Below are 16,233 nucleotides of genomic sequence, written 5' to 3' on the forward strand. Positions count from 1 at the left end.
ATTGATCGCTGTCTTACTGTGAGAGCCTCAGCTAAAGCTAAAGTTCGTATTTGGTATGTAAGACGCCACAATCATACGTTAGAGACGGGTCTGAAACCGTTTAAGATGATTTACCTTTAGAGATGATTTTGGCTGCTAAAGTACTGGTACAAGATGTTGAAACCTAATCTAGAGGTTTGATCTAACGTTGTTTAGCCGTTTATCTTATGAGCTCTTTACCAGAGGCTCTGTCATGCTCGTGACATTCTTCTCACTTTGTACGCACCTCTGACGCACCTCGCTGAAACGACTAAATGTCACATCTGGCACATTTTGAGTTTTTTTTTTCTCATAGGCTGACAGACATCTTGCTACCGCTAGTTGTCGTTAATCACTTAGTGGTGTTGCCTTTCCTCATCTCCCCACTTCGCTTCACATTGCCCACTGCCCATCTTTGATTAATCCTCTTCATCTTTAGTTTCTCAGGAGAATTAAAACGTGAGTACGAGAAGACCTCTCTATATTCCCCGTCGCCAAATTATTCGGGGGCTGATGGCAACCGCTGCGTTTGGGGCAACATCTAAGCTGTGGACGGGCTGTTCTTCTGCACCTCCTGAAACGCAGGCAAGTAGCGGTGGTGGTGCTAGCCCTGTTTCAGATAAGCCCATTGTGATTGGGTTTATCTACAACGCACCCAAGGATGACTACGGCTGGAACCAGGCACAGGCAAAAGGTGCCGCCGCGATCGCCTCCATCCCTGGCATCAAAATTGTTGAGCAAGAAAGCGTGCCTGAAACCAAAGAAGTTCAGGAAGTCATGCGCAACATGATTGACCAGAACGGTGCCACTGTTGTCGTTCCTACCTCGTTTGGCTATTTCGACCCACACGTGCTGGCAGTTGCCAAAGACTACCCAGACGTGCAGTTCTTCCACTCTGGCACCCTCTGGAAAGAAGGCTTGCCCAAAAACGTCGGCAGCTATTTTGCGCTGATTGATGAGGGTCAGTATCTAGCGGGACGCATTGCGGCTCAGACCAGTAAGACTGGGAAACTCGGCTTTGTCGGAGCTAAACCTATTAACCCCGTTTTACGAAATATTAATAGCTTCATCCTGGGTGCACGCAGCGTCAAGCCTGACATTAAGGTGCAGGTGATCTTTACTGGCGATTGGTCGTTGCCTGTGAAAGAGGCGGAAGCCACCAATTCCTTGGCAGACCAAGGCATTGATGTAGTTGGTGTCCATGTAGATAGCCCCAAAGTAGTGATTGAGACGGCTGAAAAACGCGGCATCTTTTCAAGCGGTCTTCACTCAGACCAGTCAGCACTGGCGCCAAAAGGCTACTTGACAGGCACTATGTACAACTGGGCGACGATTCACAAGCAGTATGTTGAGTTGCTCAAGGCCGGTAAAACGTTAATGAATGGTGGTATTCCTCATCAGGTGATTGGCGGCCTCAAGGAGGATTACATCAGTCTGGCAACCTTTGGTCCAGCCGTATCGGACGCTACTAAGAAAGACGAGGAAGCGACCAAGGCTAAGATTGTTGACGGTTCGGTAGCGGTTTACAAAGGCGCGATTAAAGACAACACAGGTGCGGTGAAAATTCCGGCTGGCACCAGCTACAAAGTGACGGATGCGGAACCGACCCAGATTAACTGGTTGGCTGAAGGCGTTATTGGGAAGGCAAGCTAATCATGGTACTAAATCGTTCTAACTGGCGATCGACCGCTGAAGCCATTTGTATCCCGCTGGGGGCACTTATTGTTGCGCTGGTCATCTTTGGCATCTTCTGCGCCATCTGCGGTAAAAATCCATTTGACATCTATGGAGCCATTTACAAATCTGCCTTTGGTAATTGGCGATCGTTCCAGGGCACCCTATTACGCGCGGCACCGTTGATGTTGACGGCCCTTTGTACGGCCCTCCCAGCTCGTTTGGGATTGATGATCATTGGCAACGAGGGTGCACTGGTCATGGGTGGCATTGGTGCAGCAATTTTTGGGCTTTTGCTGTCTTACGGTAGCCTGCTTCCGTCGCCGGATCAGGTGCAAAGTCTTTTGGGCTTGCCACCGCTAGTGGTGCAGCTTGGTATGGCACTGGGCGGCATTTTATTTGGTGGTGTGTGGATTGCGATCGTCGGTGCGCTGCGGCACTATCGGGCGGTCAACGAAACCATTAGTAGCTTGCTAATGAACTACATTGCGATCGCTCTTCTAAACCACCTGGTTGAAGGCCCGATGAAAGACCCGGCGTCCCTCAATAAGCCGTCGAGCTTTCCCATTCCAGATGTTTACAGGATCGGCAATATCTTGTCGACGCGGATTCACTACGGGTTGATTTACGGCATCATTGCCTGCGTTATTGCCTACTTCTTAATTCAGCACACCACCTTTGGGTTTGCGGCTCGCACCGCAGGGGGCAATATCAAAGCAGCGCGTATTGCGGGGCTACCTGTCGGCAAGCTCACCATTATCATCTGCTTCCTGGCGGGTTCCTGTGCTGGCTTAGCAGGCATGGTAGAAGTTGCGGCAGTACAAGGACAGGCGAATGCGTCGATCGTGGCAGGCTACGGCTATGCAGGCATCCTGGTTGCCTTTGTCGCCCGTTACAATCCTCTCGCGGCGGCTCTTGTGGCGGTCTTGCTGGGTGGCATTATTGCCAGTGGTGGGGCACTCCAACGCTCTTTTAACATGCCTGATGCAACTGTGCTGGTGTTTCAGGGCATTGTCTTCATCGTCGTTCTGTATAGCGAATCGCTCTACGGACGCTTAAAGATCTTCAAGGAGCCTGAATTGAAAGGCACTCCACCTGCTTCGGTGACGGCAACTGCAACCGTTTAGGGAGAAAGTCTGAATGCTACTAAAGAAGAAAGTCTGAATGCTAAAGGATAGAGGCTAAGGAGAACTCTTTAGCCTTTAGCTCTTATCCTTTAGCCTTTCATCCGTTAACACTTGTTTGGAGAACTGTCATGGCAACAGAAGCGTTAGGTGCATGGGGTGTCGTACTCGGCATTTTTGCGGGAACGCTGCGCGGAAGTGCGCCCTTTCTATTCGTTAGCCTGGGTGAATGTTTGACCGAAAAAAGCGGCAAAATCAACCTGGGGCTAGAAGGCACCTTGCTGACCGGGGCAATGAGTGCCTACGCGGTGTCATACCTGCTGCAAGAAAAGGTAGGGCCAGCTATCTCTCCGTGGATTGGAGTTTTAGTCGCAGGCATCGCTGGTATGGCGCTGGGCTTTATTCACGCATGGCTTTCACAGCAACCAAAGGTGAATGACATTGCCGTTGGTATTGCCATGATTATTTTTGGTAGTGGCATTGCGTTCTTTTTAGGAAAACCCTTCATTCAACCGAAGGCTCCCCCGTTACCCACAATCGATCTGGGCGGTTGGAGCTCCATTCCGGCTGTACAGTCGGCCCTTAAGATTAGCCCCTTGTTTATTCTCGGTGTGGCGATCGCGCCGCTGATGTTCTGGTTCTTCAAATCGACCCGCTGGGGTTTGTTTATCCGCGCAGTGGGCGATAGTCCTGATGCGGCGCTTGCAATGGGCGTTTCCATTTCCAGAGTGAGAATGCTCTGCATCATTGCGGGTAGCTTTCTGGCTGGCATCGGAGGCGCTTGTTTATCCCTCTACTATCCGGGTCTGTGGTCTGAGAGCATCTCTAGTGGTCAGGGTTTGATGGCGGTCGCGCTGGTTATTTTTGCTCGTTGGAACCCGATTCAGTGTTTGTGGGCCTCACTCTTCTTTGGTGGCGCGCAGGCGGTTGGCCCTGCTCTGCAATCGGTTGGCATTGAGCAAGGCCGCTATTTGTTCAACGCCGCTCCATACGTGTTGACGCTGCTCATTATGATCATCACTTGCTCACCGAAGAAAACGCTTTCTGGTGCTCCGGGTGCACTCGGAACAATTAGTGGTTAATTGAAGTTGACGATTGATTAAGAGATTGGGATTGTCTAAATGGGATTCCTAGATCACGATCGCCTCACTCTATCTAGACGCGCTTGCCAAGCAGATGCTCTTCAAAGGAGCCGCGCCCCAATAGCCGTCTTATCTCGTTCGCTCTGAAGCCTAGCCTTTCGCAATCCTCTAACGCATCCACCAACGCTCACGTCTCTAAACGTATCGCTCTACGCATTCATTTAAATGTCCCCTCAGGAGGCAGCATGACAGAAGTTGCAAATCCACTCACCCACAGTTCAACCAATAATGCTCATGCGCTTACAGGACCACCAGAGCTTGAAGTGGTCAACATGACTAAGCGGTTTGGCTCTTTCACCGCTCTAGAAAATGTTTCCATGAAGCTTAAGCCTGGCACCTTTCATGCCTTGCTGGGGGAAAACGGTGCGGGTAAAAGCACCCTGGTGAAATGCATCATGGGCTTTTATACCCCGACATCGGGAGAGGTGCTCATTGATGGACAGGTAAGAGCGATCGCCAGCCCGCGTGATGCTCATACCTATGGGATTGGCATGGTTTACCAGCACTTTACCTCTGTGCCAGCGATGACGGTTGCCGAAAATCTGGTGCTCTCCCGCTTTGACAACACCAACCTTATCAACTGGAAGAAGGAGTTTGAAGAGCTTTCAGCCTTCATGGAGACCGCACCGTTCAAAGTGCCGCTCGATCTGCTGATTGGGCAACTGGCCGCTGGACAAAAGCAAAAGCTGGAAATTCTCAAGCAGCTTTATCTCCAAAGCAAAATCCTCATCCTGGATGAGCCAACCTCGGTGCTCACGCCTGCCGAGGCCGATGAGGTGCTGGGCTTAATTCGAGAGCAGGTGACGGATGGCAAGCTGAGCGTGTTGATGATCAGCCATAAGTTTCGTGAAATCACCGCCTTTACGGACGAAATTACCGTCCTTCGCAAGGGGCAGTTTGCGGGCAGCGGCACGGTGAAAGACATGACCGTTTCTGCGATGGCAGAAATGATGATGGGTGAAAAACGGGAACCCCAGAAGGTTGAGAAAACTCTCCACGACGAACCCAAACCCATCTTGCAAATTAAAGGCATTCACGCCAACAAAGATAATGGTCTGGAAGCAGTGGGTGGCGTGGATCTCACAGTTCACAGTGGCGAAGTAGTTGGCATCGCGGGCATTTCTGGCAACGGTCAACGCGAATTGGTGGAAGTGCTGGCAGGTCAGCGTCCGGCAACCGCAGGCGAAGTGATGGTCAACGGTGAAGTCTACAAAATGACTCGCGCTGAAATGTTTAAAAACCGTGTGTTTGTACTCCCAGAGGAGCCACTCCGTAATGCGTGTGTCGCACATATGAGTGTGGCTGAAAACCTGGCGCTCAGAACCTTCGATCGCCCTCCCCAGGCAAAAGGCATTCTGCTCATCTTCAAAGCCATCCGCGAAATGGCCGTAGGCTTGATTAGTTCCTTCAAAATCAAAACCCCCTCGCCCGATACGCCCGTCGGCAATCTCTCTGGCGGTAACGTCCAGCGCACCGTTCTGGCACGGGAACTGTCCGAAGACCACATCAAACTCCTTATTGCAGCCAACCCGTGCTTTGGTCTGGACTTTGCAATGGTGGACTACATTCACGGTCAAATTCTTGAAGCCCGCAATCGAGGCGTTGCCGTGCTGCTAGTCAGCGAAGATCTGGATGAGTTGCTCAAGCTCTCCGATCGCATCTTCGTCATCAGCGGTGGCACTTTTGCCTACGAAAGCAACATTGAAGATGCAGACTTTGCCGCGATCGGTCAAAGCATGGCGGGGCACTAAAGGGATGAGGGATGAGGGATGAAGTTATTGTGTGTTCTTGAGCTATAGGCTTTTTAACCCTCTGACTTTCTCTGTTATCTTCATTTCTCATTTTCCAACCTCATCCTGCTTCCGTGATCTAGAATCCTTCGTTTTTTTGACGCAGGCAACAAAAATAGCAATTAGCTCGTTCGCTTCTGCTATCAATCCGCTGATCTGAGTAGCTTGAATAATTCCAGCTTCAACTAAAAGCTCTAGCCAGTAGATAGTCTCTTCTAATTCCTGAAGCCCACCTTCAATTTTGCTAATAAACTCAGCATTTGATCGACTTCGGAATGCTTCATGATAGTGAGCACCCACCGATGTCCCAGACCGTAAAACCTGCTTGCCTAGAATTTGGGCTTCTGTCGTTTTGGGCAACGCTACATACAGTTTGATAATTCTCAGTGCAAGCTCTTTAGTCTTTTTCTTTAAATCCGTTCTCATCTATCATATTACCCAGATCTCTTCTTACTTTTCCCCCTTTCATCCCTCATCCCCCATCCCTCATCCCTATGGTCTCCATCTCTGCCCAACCTTACGATTACGAACTGCCCACTACTAGTAACGTTGCCTTAATCGTGATTGATATGCAACGAGATTTTATGGAATTGGGTGGCTTCGGCGATATTTTGGGAAATAATGTTAGCCTGCTACGGGCGATCGTGCCTACCCTCAAGCAATTAATTGAAGGGTTTCGTGCCTTAGAACTGCCGATCTTTCATACGATCGAATGTCATCAACCCGATCTCTCCGATTGTCCTCCTTCCAAAATTAAGCGGGGCAAAGGTGAGTTGACGATCGGTAGTGAAGGCCCAATGGGACGCATTTTAGTTAAGGGCGAACCGGGCAACGGCATCATTCCTGAATTGACTCCTTTACCCAATGAAACGGTCATTTATAAGCCTGGAAAAGGTGCTTTTTATGCGACTGAATTAGAATCAATTCTAAAAGCAAAAAATATTACGCACCTGTTTATTACAGGCGTAACGACTGAAGTGTGTGTGCAAACCACCATGCGCGAAGCGAACGATCGTGGCTACGAATGCGTTATGGTCGAAGACTGCACCGAAAGCTACTTTCCAGAATTCAAACAATCTACCCTAGAAATGGTGCGTGCCCAAAGCGGCATCGTCGGCTGGACGGCAACTGCTGCTGACGTGCTCAAAGGGTTGGAAGCCTGGAAGCCAGCGAAAGCATTGGTTTAGCGGCGGTCAGCTATCAACCGTCAGCCGTAACTCAAAGCTCAAAACTCAAAACTCAAAACTCACCCCCCTACTCCCCTTGCTTCCCCCGCTTCCTCTCCTCTCTCTTCCCCATTCCCTTTATGATGAGCTAGACCTGCTTATCGTTTGCCGCTCACGTCAAAATGCCCAAATGGATGCTGAAGGATCGGAGCCTGTTGTTACAGCGGCTTACGCCTTACCTTTTTTTGTTGCCTGCTCTGGTTGTCCTTAGCTTGACGGTGTTTTACCCGGCACTACAGGCATTCTATCTGAGCTTTACGCGTTACGACTTTGACCTGACGCAACCGCCTGTATGGATTGGGCTGAAGAATTTTCGTCGCCTGTGGGGCGATCGCGTTTTTTGGGAAACCTTCCGCAATACGGTTCTGTACCTCGTTGGGGTTGTCCCGATTCTAGTAGCGCTACCGTTGGGGATGGCAATTCTGGTGAACCAAAAGCTGCGCGGCATTCGCTGGTTTCGCGTCGCGTACTACACCCCGGTCGTCATTTCAATGGTGGTTGCGGGCATCGCGTGGAAGTGGCTCTATGCAGATAACGGCTTGCTCAATCAACTTCTAAAACTGGTAGGCATTTCAGAAGGCGTTCCCTGGCTCACCAGTCCTAATTGGTCGATTTTCAGCGTCATGATTGTCACCATCTGGAAAGGTTTGGGCTACTACATGGTGATTTACCTCGCAGGCTTACAGGCCATTCCAGGCGATTTGTACGAAGCAGCGGCGATCGACGGTTCCGACGGCATCAAGAAGCATTGGGATATTACGGTTCCCTTGATGCAGCCTTATATCTTGCTGGTTGCAGTCATTTCTGCCATCTCAGCCACCAAGGTGTTTGAAGAAGTCTACATCATGACCCAGGGTGGCCCACGCAATAGCTCCAAGACGATCGTCTACTACGTTTATGAGCAAGCCTTTCAAGACCTGGAAATGAGCTACGCCTGCACGATCGGGCTGGTGATGTTTCTCATCATTCTGGGACTGTCAGTGTTGCGGCTCAGCGTTGAACGACTGACCGTAAAAGAGAATTAAGTTCAACCAACAAAATATTTGTACAGGCAGGTTTAACTTTTGTGTTCATCGCACGCAAAGAACCTTTGCAAATTAGCAATCATGGCGAGACGTTTCGGTAAAAAGCGGTTTGTTAGGCATCAATCTTTTTGCCTCGCTTTTTTCGCCATCTATATTTGCTCTGATACTCACGGCGCTGTTTCGTGACTTCGTACAAAACGATTCCCGAAGTTGTGCCCAAATTCAGACTCTCGATCATACCGAACATAGGAATGCTCACACACATCTCGCTACGCTGTACGGCTAAATCGCTTATGCCCCTTGCCTCATTGCCAAACCATACAGCCAACTTGGTATAGATGGTGTAATCGGCTTTATCAAGAACGACATTTTTCATGCCCTTGACGTGTGGCGATGTGACGATCGACACAAATCGATTTTTCTCTAAGTGCTCAAGGCAGGCTTCGGTGCTATCGAATCTTTTGACAAAGCTCCATTTGATCGCCGATACAGAGATCTTCGCAAGTGATTTTCTCTCTCGCATTTCCAGCCAATCGTCAGGCAAGGCTCCTCTTGGGTCTACGACGTAAACCTTTTCCACCCCCAAGGCGTTAACGTTTCTGATCACCGTACCGATATTCTTAATATCACTTGGGTCTTCGATAACATTGATTAAGTTCTTGCACCTGTAAGGCTTTATCTCTGCCGCACGTTGTCGGATCGAACTCTTTTGCTTCTTCTCTGTTTCCTCTGTTTCCATAGGGTCTTCGACCATACTGCTTTGATGCCTAATGAGAGACTTAGCCTTGATGAGATGTTTCAGAAGAAACTTACACAGATTGTGGAGCAGGTTTAACAATAAGAGCAACGCCCAACTGTTTCGCTTTGCGTTGCAGTTGCCGAATTGCACGCTCTCGGTACTAAATCTCTGCCGCCCCTATCTCACTCTTATCATCAATACGCCCTATTCAGCGATCGACCCGTCCAAAGGTTCATCCAGGCTGTCTTGCTTTTGGAAGAACCAGCGCTTGGCAGGCTTGGGAATGGGTAATCCGTGCGTTTTGTGAAAATCTTCCAGCACTTTGCGGGTGAGGCGGTTGGATACCTGGCGGACAATTTGGCGAAGGAGACGATCGCCCGTACTTTGCACCAGGTTTTTGGGCAGCGCATGAATAAAGCGTGGAAACTGAATCGACACCGTTAGGTCTAGCTGCCACTCGACTCGTGTTGTTTTAGTTGGCAGTGCGCCCGTACCGATTTCGACTAGCTCCATTGCCGCTCGGAAGTCAACGTCATAGCCAGGAGTGACATAGCCAGGGACAGGAATGGTTTCAATGCGATACACTCCCTGATCTTGAGGCAGCAGGTGTAAGCCAATTTTCGGCTCAATCTGATAGCCATGTGAGCCAAAGCGACCAATGACCAGTGCGTAGCCGTTATCCCCAAGAGGCTCAACCACCATCGGCTGGGCGCAACTCCGAAACCAAACAGAGTGAGCATCCAGATACTCAGCCACGGTATGCATGTCCGAAGACATTTCCATGCAGTCTACAAAGTGGCTGCGGAACTGAGTTGGCTCAATCAAATCTTGGCTAGAGTCGTCTGTCATCAAGTGGTTCATATCTGGAATGACCGATGCGGTGTGCAGCAAACCTTTAGGACGCTCAACAGGATTAGACTCAGTGGAATGGGACTGCATAAAGCGGCTCAACGTTCATGGCTAGTTGCTTAGATCTATACTGCCTCTTTAGCTCTTCACGAACTCACCGGGGTTTCACGGATTTTTGAGCAAATCGCTATATCTACATCGTGATTGACAAGCATTGAATCCTTCACTTTAATCAACCGAGCCACCCGCCAAAGGCGTTAAGTCTATCGCTTAAAGAGTACTGTCACCGCCAGATTCAGTCTTAACATTCATTAACATATCACTACTATACGACTGAGCCACAACCCGATCCAAAAGATCAGGGCTAGCCATACGGTAGGTTTGTTCGCACGAAGAATTCGATAAAGTCTAGGTAAAGACGATTGTTTGGAGGATAATCCTGCGATCGCTGGTTTAAGGTTCTTAATTTCCTGCTTAGGAGCAAAGTTATGAAAGCATTGGTAGCCGGGGCCACGGGGCAAACAGGTCAACGTATTGTCAGGGAACTTGTCGCACGAGGCATTCCTGTCCGGGCGATGGTGCGCGATTTGTCAAAGGCACAATCAATCTTGCCGCCAGAAGCAGAACTGGTCGTAGGTGATGTGTTAGATCCAACAAGCCTTCCAACCGCTTTGGCAGAGAGCACGGTTGTCCTTTGTGCGACGGGTGCTAAACCGGGCTTCGACCCCACTGCGCCCTACAAGGTTGATTATGAAGGTACCAAAAATCTTGTCGATGCGGCAAAAGCAAAGGGTATTGAGCAATTTGTGTTTGTTTCGTCCCTTTGCACCTCGCGGTTATTTCATCCCTTGAATCTCTTCTTCCTCATTCTGGTGTGGAAGAAGCAGGCGGAAGAATATCTTCAGAAGAGTGGGCTGACGTATACGATCGTTCGTCCTGGCGGACTGAAGAACGAAGACAATACCGATGCTGTGGTGATGTCGTCTGCCGATACGCTGTTTGACGGTAGTATTCCCCGCACGAAAGTAGCGCAGACTAGCGTTGAGGCACTGTTCTCACCCTCAGCCCGTAACAAGATTGTCGAAATTGTTGCGAAGCCAAATGCGCCCACTAAGAGTTTTGATGAGTTGTTTGTTGGTGTTGGTTGAAGAGAAGGGCTTAAACAGGTTGTTTTGTTGGTAGAGGCGTTACCTTTAGCGTTTCTACCGTATCTAAAACAGGTTCTAGCTTTAAGCCAAATTCGGTTTCAAAGCTGGCTTTTTTGTAGTTAAGACTCCAAAGTTCCAGAGCGCAATCATCGTCAGGATTGGCTGGCTGAATGAGAAGCCGAAAAGTTTGGGATTCGGGATGTGGTTCGCAGGTAATGTCTTTAATGGTGCCAATTTGACGGCGATCGAGGGCAACGGCGAGACGCAAGAGGGCACTCAGTTGATCCACCACACGGCGATGACGCTTGCTGGTGAGGTTCCGGTAACTGTCGTGCTTTTTCTTGGGAGCACTCTTGCGGTGATAGCGAGCGAGGTTGGCGATCGTTTCAATTTCAGTTTCGGTGTAGCCCAGTAAATCACTATTGCGAATGAGATAGTAGGAGTGCTTGTGATGAGAGGAGTGGCTGACGTGGTGTCCGCAGTTATGCAGGATGGCGGCTGCCCACAGTAGTTCCCGCTCTTCTTCGCCCCAGTTATGCAGAATGCCCTGCGTTTGATTAAACAGGCTGAGGGCAAAGGTGGCTACCTGTTCGCTGTAATCTAGCTTGACGCGGTATTTGTGTGCCGTATCGAGGACACTGCGCTGCCGGACAGAGCCTTGATAGCGGAGACGATCTTCGATCAAGCCGTGGGTCAGCATCCAATCAACAATCACGCCTTCGCGCAAGGAGCGTTCACAAATGACGATCGCGTCCATACCTAGCAGCGTCATCGCTTCTTGAAGAATGAGCGCACCCGCTAGAATGATCTCAGCGCGGCGATCGTTAATGCCAGAAATTTCGGCACGTTCCGCGATCGTCAAGCGACGAAGACGAGCCACTGTTTCCCGTAAATCTTTCAGGCTAAATTCGTAGCCATTTAGAGGCGAAGGCACTGTGCCTGTTTTTTCCCGTGCATGAATCATGGCTAGCGTTTCGATCGTGCCAGAGGTGCCGACCAATCGGGGGACTTCATCCGGTTGCAGGGCGGCCTTTAGCTCATCAACGGGACGCTCTAACATGCCCCGAATATAGGCTTGAAGGGTCTGAAATTCGATCGGGCTGATGGGATCGGTCGTAATCTGCTCGACGGTCAGACGCACTGCGCCAATTTTTGTACTGCTCAGGCTGCGAGGTTCGTGCCCATCGCCTAGCACGAGTTCGGTAGAACCGCCACCAATGTCGATGATGATATGAGGTTGGCTGTTGAGTTCCATTCCCGACAGTACGCCTAAATAGATGCGACGAGCTTCTTCAGGTCCAGAAATCAGATTAATCCATAGCCCCAACTCGGCTTCGATATGTTGGAGAAAGTCCCGTCCGTTGGGCGCTTCTCGCATCGCGCTGGTGGCAACGGCGATCGTTTGCTCAGCGTTCAAGCTTTTAGCAATTTCCTGGCAGCGTTTGAGAGCATCGATCGCCCGTTCCATTGCTGCATCGGTGAGATTGCCGTTCTGTCGAGCGCGATCGCCCAGCCGCACCGTCGTTTTTTCTCTCGCAATAATCGTAAAAGCAGGGAGCGCAGGCTGAATCCGTACCACGACCATATGGATGGAATTTGTACCCACATCAATCGCGGCTAGAATGCGCTCATGCTCCGTCGTCATCACAGGGATGCTCACCAACTTCTTTTTAATCTTATGAACTGAGCTGACCATCTTGATATACCTAAAGGCTCAATCAACTGAGCTGAAACGACTGACACCCAATGCTTTTGCCTACACAGCGGAAGCAAAACGATCAGGACGCTTCGTTGCGCTACAGCCTGTCCCTCAGTATGTCCGGGTTTATTTAATCACCTTTTTGCAGCATTCTGATAACTGTGTGAAGACTCTTCAAATTTCCTGAGAATGCTTGAAACTAGCTGATCACGATCGCCCCTTCTGCTGTTGACTCCTTACGGATAGCCTCAGTTCCATTAACTAGTTGTGCAGCACATGGGCGACATTTGTAACATAGTGTTAAGGTATAAGTGCGTTGCGCGATCGCGGCTCATTCATCCATTAGGCGCTACCCCGTTTTTTGATTGCTTTATGTCTTCGCCCTCAAACGATGAGTTTTACGCTGCTTCGTTGAGTCGGACTGTCCCTACAGCTAACTCAATAGATGGGACTTTGATGCAGGCATTGCTAGAAAACCAATCGCTCAAAGAACAAATTGCTCAGCAGACGCAGCTCATGCAACTGCTCACTCATCAATTGGCAACTCCGCTAACGGCTTTGGGAGGATCGATCTCGCTGCTAGCAGAACCAGAGTTAGAGACCGCGCATCAGCAGGAATTTTTGACAGTCGTGCAACAGCAGGTATCCCGTCTCAAGCGGTTGTTGCAAGATCTGATGGCGTTACGCAATTTAGAAACGGGTGCTTTAGCAACTCATCATACGGGCCTTTGCCTGTCAACTCTTGTCAGAGAGGTTCTGGCAGATCTTCAGACAACCCAGGTTACCTGCGTTTTTAGTCCAGAGTTGCCTCTGGTTTGGGGCGATCGCTGGCAGGTCTCGCAGGTGTTGGTCAACTTACTCTCGAATGCAATCAAGTATTCTCCAAAGGATGCGCCAGTTGAGTTGGGTGCAGAGGTGCATCAAGCGGGGTGGGTTAACGTTTGGGTGCGTGATCACGGGTTGGGTATTCCAGCCGCAGATCAGCCTCATCTGTTTGAGCGATTTTATCGAGTGCAGCATCGTGATCGCTCTACTATTAAAGGCACTGGTTTAGGGCTATCCCTCTGCAAGCTGTTGGTCGAAAACCAGGGTGGACAGTTGCACGTTGAATCGACGCATGGTGAAGGCAGTTGCTTCTCATTCACGTTGTCGATCGCTCGGTGTTAATGCACTATGTAGCGGTGCTGAGGTAGAACCCTTAAGTAGGGATAGACACACTCAAAAGCGCGTCGGCTAAGTCTTTAGCAGTGGCGTAACGCTCTTCGGGCTGTGGGTTGGTCAAGCGACGGACGATCGATACCAAGTCTGTCGTCAGACCAGGCACATACTCTGGGTAAAGGCGGAACCCTTGCTCTCGTTGGGCATAAAAGGCGTTTGGCGCTTGCCCTGTCAGCAGGTAGACCAGGATTGGCCCTAATGCAAACAGATCGGCAACGGTTGCCTTTTGTCCCTGAATCTGTTCTGGCGCAAGATAGGCTGGTGTCGCCGTTTGCTTCGTGGCAGCAAAAGAGACAAGGGAAGCAAACCCCACAACGGTGATATTCCCTGCGGCTGTCGGAGGTTGCTGGATGAGATTTTCGGGCTTGAGATCTTCGTGAATGAGCGGTGGAGACTGCTGGTGCAGATAGTCTAAGGTATCACAAACCTGCACGATCGCCGCGATCGCCTCAGCGGATGTCAACGGCCCATACTGGCTGACTCGTTGCTGTAGGCTTTGCCCGTACATCCGCCGCCGCACTAAATGAGGTTTGCCTTCAAGGGTGAAAAAATCAATAAAGTGCGGTAAGCCTGGATGTTCAAGTGTCAGGAGTTGCTTAGCCTGCTGGGTGAATGCGTCTAAAAGCTCTGGCTGCTGCCATTCAGGTTTCAGAGTTCTGAGCACGAGGCTCTGACCGTTCCGCCAGACTAGTTGAGTCAGCCCAATCGTGTCCTGGCGCACCGTTTTAACCACTTGGTAGTCGCCGATCGTCTGGATGACTTGCAAAGGTTGCCCACAATCGGGGCAGAATAATACATTGCCCTGCGCACGTGGATGGGTGCAACTCACTCCAGTCACGGCAGGCGCTGCGGCTTCATGCTCCACATCCATTGCCGTCGATCGCTGCGTTAGCTCTCCAGATGGCGGTATAGAGCTTTCCTGCGCCTCTTCTGGCTGTTTGGTGACAGGTGCTGTCAGTTTGGCAAAGGGGGTATCGCCCGACTGAGTGGGGTCACCAGAATCGGCATTGGGAATACCACTTAATCTGGGTTTAAGCGGCTGAGGTGGTTGATCGCTTTGCGTCGTCTTGCCCCCGCCAGCAGGCAAAGAGCCAAGGTGAATCTGAATGTTTGGCCCCGATCGCGCTAGACGAATCACCAGACTATCGACCAGGGGTATCTGGGTAATCCGTTTGCCCTCGACATAAGTCCCATTGGCTCCCAGGCTGACAACTTCCCATTGTGAATCGTGGCAGCGCAATTCAACATGATGGCGGGAAACCACTGCGCTGTAAAGAATGACGTGATTATCAGTCGATCGTCCAATCCGAATGACAGGTTCGTGTTCAAACGTCCAGCTTTGAACCGGAATCGACTGAATCGGATGCAAAAGAGTCAGAGTAATCACACTGGCGGTATAGAGTCTGAGTAATGACCTGTGGCAAGGACGGCTACCGTCTGAAAACGTGTTTCGATCCTATGTTGCTTTCGCTGCTATGGAACCGAAATCTTTGTCCTCGATCGCGGTAAGTCTCCTAACGATACACGACTATTTGGCGTTGCGTGTGGGGCAAACGGTTGAGTCTTCCCCTGGTAAGCATAGCAGGCGTATCCAGTTGGCTGCGCCATCGCCACACCCCTCGCTGTTGGCTCAAGAAAGCTGGAACAAAAACGTCACCTTGTCGCCTTTGCCTAAGGCAATGCGGTCTCCCGGTCGCAAGCGATGCCGATTACCCATTGGCAGTGGCACATTGTTGATATAGGTGCCGTTAGAACTTCCCACATCTTCCAAATAGTAAGCGTCGCCTTCAAGTCGAATATCCGCATGGATACGAGACACAATCTCTGAATCTGGAAAACCAGAGACATCAATATCTGGTGGGATGCGATCGTTCGGTTTGCCAATGTGAATGACTGTCAAACTCTGCGGCAATTCTAACGACGCACTGGTTTGAAGATGTAACAGACGTGCTGTTTGCTGTTGTAGCTGGGTTGTTGAGCTACCTTGTTCTGGAGCTGATTGCCCTGGGGCTGGCAATCGATTTACCTCTGCCACAGCAGCAGGTTGGTCAGGTATAGGGGGCGGTGTCGCTATGGGCACTAATATGGATGAGGGAGCCTCAAGCACAGCAGGCGGGCTAGAAACAGAAACCGGGGGAGCAATTAACGGATCAGGTGGCACAAGGGGATCAAGCGGTAGTAAGTCTGGTACTGCGGGTGAGGCCGCAGAAGGCTCTAGCGCTTGACTGAAAGCGTTCGCGGCTGGTTGTGCACCAGCAGCCGTGCGGAGATTGTACCCACATTGTCCGCAAAAGCTCGCATCGGTCTGAACCGCAGTTCCGCAGTTTGGGCAGCTCATGGTTGCAGGCAAGGGTGTATAACAGGCTTCACATTGAACTGCGCCATCAGGATTTTGATGATTGCAATTCGGACAAACAATCATGGACGTTTTACCTCTATATCACTGTCAATATAAGATCACAGCCGACATAACCCATTGACATTAAAAGATCTGTTGACAAAGGAGGAGTGCGCTGTTAAGAGCACATCCCCTTTTCAAACACTGGTTGCCAATAAACACTCGATCGAAATGGTCTGCCGT

General features: G+C 50.3%; 15 protein-coding genes. 8 read left to right on the forward strand and 7 right to left on the reverse strand.

Translation table 11 applies throughout. From position 1 onward, the window contains the following. Positions 1-477: 477 nt before the first annotated feature. The 4 genes from AC5JLP_RS05940 to AC5JLP_RS05955 all read left to right on the forward strand — a co-directional run bounded on the left by AC5JLP_RS05940 (position 478) and on the right by AC5JLP_RS05955 (position 5,709). The gene (locus AC5JLP_RS05940; RefSeq protein WP_496066997.1) at positions 478-1,671 is read left to right on the forward strand and encodes a BMP family ABC transporter substrate-binding protein; all 1,194 of its coding nucleotides are present in this window, start codon (positions 478-480) and stop codon (positions 1,669-1,671) included. A gap of 2 nt (positions 1,672-1,673) precedes the next feature. Then, entirely contained in the window at positions 1,674-2,819 is a 1,146-nt protein-coding gene (locus AC5JLP_RS05945; protein ID WP_496066998.1) for an ABC transporter permease, read from the forward strand. 128 nt (positions 2,820-2,947) lie between these two features. After that, on the forward strand, positions 2,948-3,898 hold the full coding sequence (locus AC5JLP_RS05950) for an ABC transporter permease (protein WP_496066999.1): 951 nt from the start codon (positions 2,948-2,950) through the stop codon (positions 3,896-3,898). A 245-nt stretch (positions 3,899-4,143) separates the two neighbouring features. After that, positions 4,144-5,709, forward strand: a complete 1,566-nt coding sequence (locus tag AC5JLP_RS05955; RefSeq protein WP_496067000.1) for an ABC transporter ATP-binding protein — start codon at positions 4,144-4,146, stop codon at positions 5,707-5,709. Between the two features lie 87 nt (positions 5,710-5,796). Here the strand turns inward: AC5JLP_RS05955 and AC5JLP_RS05960 are convergent, their stop codons facing one another. After that, positions 5,797-6,174, reverse strand: a complete 378-nt coding sequence (locus AC5JLP_RS05960; RefSeq protein WP_496067001.1) for a four helix bundle protein — start codon at positions 6,172-6,174, stop codon at positions 5,797-5,799. Between the two features lie 68 nt (positions 6,175-6,242). Between AC5JLP_RS05960 and AC5JLP_RS05965 the strand changes: the two genes are divergently transcribed. Together AC5JLP_RS05965 and AC5JLP_RS05970 are read left to right on the forward strand one after the other, a co-directional pair. After that, positions 6,243-6,935, forward strand: coding sequence for a cysteine hydrolase family protein (locus AC5JLP_RS05965; RefSeq protein ID WP_496067002.1), 693 nt, complete (start codon positions 6,243-6,245; stop codon positions 6,933-6,935). A gap of 173 nt (positions 6,936-7,108) precedes the next feature. Then, positions 7,109-7,999 carry a carbohydrate ABC transporter permease gene (locus AC5JLP_RS05970; RefSeq protein ID WP_496067003.1) on the forward strand — a complete coding sequence of 297 codons (891 nt, stop codon included), beginning with the start codon at positions 7,109-7,111 and terminating at the stop codon, positions 7,997-7,999. Positions 8,000-8,111: 112 nt separating this feature from the next. On the opposite strand, the gene AC5JLP_RS05975 is transcribed toward AC5JLP_RS05970, so the two are convergent. Together AC5JLP_RS05975 and AC5JLP_RS05980 are read right to left on the reverse strand one after the other, a co-directional pair. Next, positions 8,112-8,738, reverse strand: coding sequence for a TrmH family RNA methyltransferase (locus AC5JLP_RS05975; protein ID WP_496067004.1), 627 nt, complete (start codon positions 8,736-8,738; stop codon positions 8,112-8,114). A 204-nt stretch (positions 8,739-8,942) separates the two neighbouring features. Next, complete coding sequence (locus AC5JLP_RS05980) at positions 8,943-9,677, reverse strand: DUF1997 domain-containing protein (protein ID WP_496067005.1); 735 nt, start codon at positions 9,675-9,677, stop codon at positions 8,943-8,945. A 398-nt stretch (positions 9,678-10,075) separates the two neighbouring features. Here AC5JLP_RS05980 and AC5JLP_RS05985 point away from each other — a divergent pair, with 398 nt between their 5' ends. Continuing rightward, positions 10,076-10,735, forward strand: coding sequence for an SDR family oxidoreductase (locus AC5JLP_RS05985; protein WP_496067006.1), 660 nt, complete (start codon positions 10,076-10,078; stop codon positions 10,733-10,735). A 10-nt stretch (positions 10,736-10,745) separates the two neighbouring features. On the opposite strand, the gene AC5JLP_RS05990 is transcribed toward AC5JLP_RS05985, so the two are convergent. After that, positions 10,746-12,431: a Ppx/GppA phosphatase family protein gene (locus AC5JLP_RS05990; protein WP_496067007.1), complete on the reverse strand. Its 1,686-nt coding sequence runs from the start codon at positions 12,429-12,431 to the stop codon at positions 10,746-10,748. Between the two features lie 375 nt (positions 12,432-12,806). Here AC5JLP_RS05990 and AC5JLP_RS05995 point away from each other — a divergent pair, with 375 nt between their 5' ends. Next, entirely contained in the window at positions 12,807-13,601 is a 795-nt protein-coding gene (locus tag AC5JLP_RS05995; RefSeq protein ID WP_496067008.1) for a sensor histidine kinase, read from the forward strand. Between the two features lie 31 nt (positions 13,602-13,632). Here AC5JLP_RS05995 and AC5JLP_RS06000 read toward each other — a convergent pair whose 3' ends face one another. The 3 genes from AC5JLP_RS06000 to AC5JLP_RS06010 form a co-directional block, all read right to left on the reverse strand. Beyond that, positions 13,633-15,039: a protein kinase domain-containing protein gene (locus tag AC5JLP_RS06000; RefSeq protein WP_496067009.1), complete on the reverse strand. Its 1,407-nt coding sequence runs from the start codon at positions 15,037-15,039 to the stop codon at positions 13,633-13,635. 86 nt (positions 15,040-15,125) lie between these two features. Continuing rightward, positions 15,126-15,260 carry a hypothetical protein gene (locus AC5JLP_RS06005; RefSeq protein ID WP_496067010.1) on the reverse strand — a complete coding sequence of 45 codons (135 nt, stop codon included), beginning with the start codon at positions 15,258-15,260 and terminating at the stop codon, positions 15,126-15,128. A 22-nt stretch (positions 15,261-15,282) separates the two neighbouring features. Continuing rightward, positions 15,283-16,074 carry a double zinc ribbon and FHA domain-containing protein gene (locus AC5JLP_RS06010; protein WP_496067011.1) on the reverse strand — a complete coding sequence of 264 codons (792 nt, stop codon included), beginning with the start codon at positions 16,072-16,074 and terminating at the stop codon, positions 15,283-15,285. Positions 16,075-16,233 lie beyond the last annotated feature (159 nt).

It is taken from the genome of Stenomitos rutilans (assembly GCF_059505485.1).

Bases quoted from the DNA above. Each gene is read 5' to 3' on its own strand.
- AC5JLP_RS05945 (WP_496066998.1), top strand. From the start codon at position 1,674: ATGGTACTAAATCGTTCTAACTGGCGATCGACCGCTGAAGCCATTTGT.
- AC5JLP_RS05950 (WP_496066999.1), top strand. From the start codon at position 2,948: ATGGCAACAGAAGCGTTAGGTGCATGGGGTGTCGTACTCGGCATTTTT.
- AC5JLP_RS05955 (WP_496067000.1), top strand. From the start codon at position 4,144: ATGACAGAAGTTGCAAATCCACTCACCCACAGTTCAACCAATAATGCT.
- AC5JLP_RS05960 (WP_496067001.1), bottom strand. From the start codon at position 6,174: ATGAGAACGGATTTAAAGAAAAAGACTAAAGAGCTTGCACTGAGAATT.
- AC5JLP_RS05965 (WP_496067002.1), top strand. From the start codon at position 6,243: ATGGTCTCCATCTCTGCCCAACCTTACGATTACGAACTGCCCACTACT.
- AC5JLP_RS05970 (WP_496067003.1), top strand. From the start codon at position 7,109: ATGCTGAAGGATCGGAGCCTGTTGTTACAGCGGCTTACGCCTTACCTT.
- AC5JLP_RS05975 (WP_496067004.1), bottom strand. From the start codon at position 8,738: ATGGAAACAGAGGAAACAGAGAAGAAGCAAAAGAGTTCGATCCGACAA.
- AC5JLP_RS05980 (WP_496067005.1), bottom strand. From the start codon at position 9,677: ATGCAGTCCCATTCCACTGAGTCTAATCCTGTTGAGCGTCCTAAAGGT.
- AC5JLP_RS05985 (WP_496067006.1), top strand. From the start codon at position 10,076: ATGAAAGCATTGGTAGCCGGGGCCACGGGGCAAACAGGTCAACGTATT.
- AC5JLP_RS05990 (WP_496067007.1), bottom strand. From the start codon at position 12,431: ATGGTCAGCTCAGTTCATAAGATTAAAAAGAAGTTGGTGAGCATCCCT.
- AC5JLP_RS05995 (WP_496067008.1), top strand. From the start codon at position 12,807: ATGTCTTCGCCCTCAAACGATGAGTTTTACGCTGCTTCGTTGAGTCGG.
- AC5JLP_RS06005 (WP_496067010.1), bottom strand. From the start codon at position 15,260: ATGGCGCAGCCAACTGGATACGCCTGCTATGCTTACCAGGGGAAGACT.
- AC5JLP_RS06010 (WP_496067011.1), bottom strand. From the start codon at position 16,074: ATGATTGTTTGTCCGAATTGCAATCATCAAAATCCTGATGGCGCAGTT.